This window comes from Paenibacillus sp. N119s, assembly GCF_059447605.1.
In genome coordinates, this window is sequence record NZ_JCAJRU010000359.1 from 1 (window position 1) to 3,475 (window position 3,475).

Genomic DNA, 3,475 nt, shown 5'->3' on the forward strand with positions numbered 1-3,475 from the left:
CTTTGACGATTGGGGATAAAGCCGTTTGGGGCGCTGTTGTTGCACTTATTTTTTCTTTTATTTTATTTACAGAAGAGGAAAAGTGGAAGTTGCCGCTGCGTCACTAATCCTCCATTACATCAGCCCTGAATGAACTGCCGCTGGGCCGTTTCAAAGAAATTCAAAAGGTCATTGCGGGACAAAAATGCTGCCTGAGCAGATTGGTTGCTACCGCCCCCTTTGCCCTGAAACGCGCCCAGATTTTCCTTTAAATAAGCTCCGCAGCTAATGGATTGGGTACCGTTATGTGCCAGAATGATTTTGTTTTCTGCTGTTGTGGCAAATAAAACAAGCAAATCATGCTCAGCGGTTAGCTTGGCAGCCAATTGCTGCATCTCCTGAAAGGATTTTTGTTCGAATACACGAGCAAGAACATGCCCCTGTACAGCAGACAGCAATTCTTTTGCCTGGTATGATGCATTTTCCTCTTGCAGGAGCTCCACTTGCGCCTTGAGCTGCTTGTGCTCCTGCTCCCACTTTTCGAATCGGGTCAAAATATCCCTCCGTCCGGTATTGAACTTCGCAGATAACACGTCCAAAATCCGAACACCCTCATTAAAGTCATGGAGTGCGCGAGCACCACATTTGAAATGGATTCTGGCCATCCCTTTTTGCTTTTCCCATTTCAAGCATTTAATCATCCCAATTTCCCCGGTCTGAGCCACATGTGTACCGCCGCAAGCATTATATTCAATGCCCTCGATCTCAACAATTCGAATATTTTCCGTCACTTTAGGCATTTTCACAAGTGGAATGTCCTGCAATTGCTCATGGGTTACAAAATAGCTTTTGATGCTGCGGTTATTGTAGATTTGCCGATTGGCTTCCTGCTCGATTGCCGATAGCTGGGCAGAGGTTATATCCGAACAGTTGACATCAATTGTGGCGTACTCTTGTCCCAAATGAAAGCTCTCTGTACGCGCACCCAACAGCTCTAGGCAAACCGCTGATAGCAAATGCTGCCCGCTATGCTGCTGCATATGATCAAATCTGCGCTCCCAATCCAATTGGCAAGCCACTTCCCCCTCCTCCGGCAAGCGTTCTACCTGATGCCAAATGTCCCCGTCTTCAAGAACAACATCTAATACACGAATGCCCTGTATCGTTCCTGTATCACACGGCTGACCTCCGCCATGCGGATAAAAGGCCGTTTCCTCAAGCATAACAAAAAATGCTCCGTCTCTTTCCATGCTCTGTGTAATATAAGTGTTCCACTCCGTAAGATTTGGAGCAGTGTAATATAATTTGGCAGCCATTTCAGTCCCTCACTTTTGGGTATTCTTTGTCTTGTCTCGTCCGATATTCACTTATTATCAAGCACTTCACTGTAAATATCAATGTAGTGAATAGCTTGAACATTCCAGCGCACATGGGGAAGACAGAAGCTAGCCAAGCAGACTGTGGGTACTGCTTCTGAAAAGGGATCACCATAACCCCTTGTTTCAGCAAGCACAACTAGTGGTGATAAAAGAATAGTCTCTTCTGTAGAAATAAAAAGGGTTAAGTGCCGTCTAACGAGCCTTAACCCTTTTTCAACAATATTAAATTATCATTGTTATCAGAATAACTTTCACTTATATGCCAGACCTAATTGATAAGCGTGCTCCAGTAAACCTACAATGTATTCTTTCGACTCGGACAAAGTATCATAGAAGAACTCCACCTTGGACTCTCTTACTCTTGCGTAACCAGCAATGGCTTTATTCAAATAACTAGTAACCAAATCGTGATATTCATACTTGATTAGATGTTCTTTAGTCCCTCCCGCCAAGCACATCCACAAAACCTGCTTCGTCGTAAATTCCTGAAGTAAACCTTTGTTCCAGACTTTATCTAGGTACCCTTTTAGCATGGAAGGCACACTGTACCACCATAGTGGAAACACAAAGACCAGAGCTTCCGCAGCTGCAATTCTATCCATCTCTTTCCGCGTTTCAGGAGCATATTGTTTATGGGTCGTATTCCAATCCAGCTCATCTACAGCGCTGTACACCGGATTGTATCCATCCCGATCCAAGTCCAAAATATCTACCTCGTGCTTATTCTCTTTCAATCCCTCTACAAAACGAGTCATGACCGCAAGGGTGAGTGAATCTTCTCTAGGATGCGTGACGACCAATAGAACTTTCATGTATCCGTAACCTACTTTCTCCTCATAATTGTTGATCCCTGTCTACAGATGCTATTATGGATGTTATACATTAGAGTGTGAAGTACGCACTTCAATGTGCTGTAGGTACTTTAAGGTTCCTTAGTGCCTTTTGTACTACAGATCGGAGAGGGGGAAAGTCTATGGATGACAAAGCCAAAACCTATATGCTCGGAATCGAGGCAACTTTGGAGGTCATCAGTGGAAAGTGGAAAGGCATCATTCTGCATCATTTAACCAGCGGCAGAAAACGTACATACGAACTTCGTCAACTCATTCCGAAAATCACCCAAAAAGTGCTTACCCAACAGCTTAGAGAGCTTGAAAAGGATGGAATCATCCACCGCATCATTTATAACCAGGTTCCACCCAAAGTGGAGTACGAGCTTAGTGAATATGGATGGGATTTTAAAGATTTGCTTGATCGTTTTTGCTTATGGGGAGAAGATCATTTGGATAGGATCTATGGAGATAAAACAAAGGTGCTGGAAGAGTATTCTGTGAAGGAAAAAAACTCCAAACAAGCACCACCTCTTTAAAGAGGCGTGCTTGTTTGAAATACTATGGCTTTGCACCTTGTTTATTCACCAGTCTCCGCAAATTTCCGAATACGAGTCCCGACTTCATCCCGTAGAACACGCTCCAATTGCTCCTCTTCTGTTCCTTGTGCTTTAGCCGGATCATCAAATCCCCAATGTTCACGGCGAACGTGCGTGAGGTGTGATAGGACATTTATCAGCAGCATCTCCGCACAAGGTCACTACTAAATCCGCACCATTCAGCAATCATATCTGAAAGAATTACCAGTGCACAAAAAATAAATTTTCTTCTTTCCGTCATTAACGTTTCCTTCGATATTCAATTATGAAATGATTAACCACAGATATAAGCCGAGCAGGGTAATAAAAAGTGTAGGAATAGTTAAGACGATGCCTGTTTTAAAATAAGTGCCCCATGAAATTTTCACGTTTTTCGAACGAAGCACATGCAGCCACAATAATGTGGCTAATGAACCGATTGGAGTTATTTTCGGTCCAAGATCCGACCCAATGACGTTAGCATAAATCAGTGCCTCTTTGACCATACTGGTTGTATGAGTGGCATTAATGGCAAGCGCATCAATCATGACCGTAGGCAAGTTATTCATACTCGAAGAGATAATCGCCGCAATAAAACCCATGGCCATGGTGGCTACAAACATACCTTGATCAGCAGCCGCTTGAATCACGTGGGACAGCAGATCCGTCAAACCAGCGTTACGCAAACCATACACTACCACATACATCC

4 protein-coding genes and 2 pseudogenes are annotated in these 3,475 nt (G+C 43.7%); 2 read left to right on the forward strand and 4 right to left on the reverse strand.

Annotation, left to right across the window (positions count from 1 at the left end):
* Positions 1-107: pseudogene (locus tag AC5V8P_RS24440) on the forward strand (YoaK family protein); the annotation flags it as partial.
* Positions 108-119: 12 nt separating this feature from the next.
* Here AC5V8P_RS24440 and AC5V8P_RS24445 read toward each other — a convergent pair.
* On the reverse strand, positions 120-1,295 hold the full coding sequence (locus tag AC5V8P_RS24445; protein WP_064797281.1) for an alanyl-tRNA editing protein: 1,176 nt from the start codon (positions 1,293-1,295) through the stop codon (positions 120-122).
* A 314-nt stretch (positions 1,296-1,609) separates the two neighbouring features.
* On the reverse strand, positions 1,610-2,170 hold the full coding sequence (locus AC5V8P_RS24450) for an NAD(P)H oxidoreductase (RefSeq protein WP_064797282.1): 561 nt from the start codon (positions 2,168-2,170) through the stop codon (positions 1,610-1,612).
* A 161-nt stretch (positions 2,171-2,331) separates the two neighbouring features.
* Between AC5V8P_RS24450 and AC5V8P_RS24455 the strand changes: the two genes are divergently transcribed.
* Entirely contained in the window at positions 2,332-2,727 is a 396-nt protein-coding gene (locus AC5V8P_RS24455; protein WP_064797283.1) for a winged helix-turn-helix transcriptional regulator, read from the forward strand.
* A gap of 41 nt (positions 2,728-2,768) precedes the next feature.
* On the opposite strand, the pseudogene AC5V8P_RS24460 reads toward AC5V8P_RS24455, so the two are convergent.
* Positions 2,769-2,973, reverse strand: a pseudogene (locus AC5V8P_RS24460) (low molecular weight phosphatase family protein); the annotation flags it as partial.
* A 77-nt stretch (positions 2,974-3,050) separates the two neighbouring features.
* A partial coding sequence (locus tag AC5V8P_RS24465) for an ArsB/NhaD family transporter (RefSeq protein ID WP_495473968.1) occupies positions 3,051-3,475 on the reverse strand: 425 nt, incomplete at its 5' end.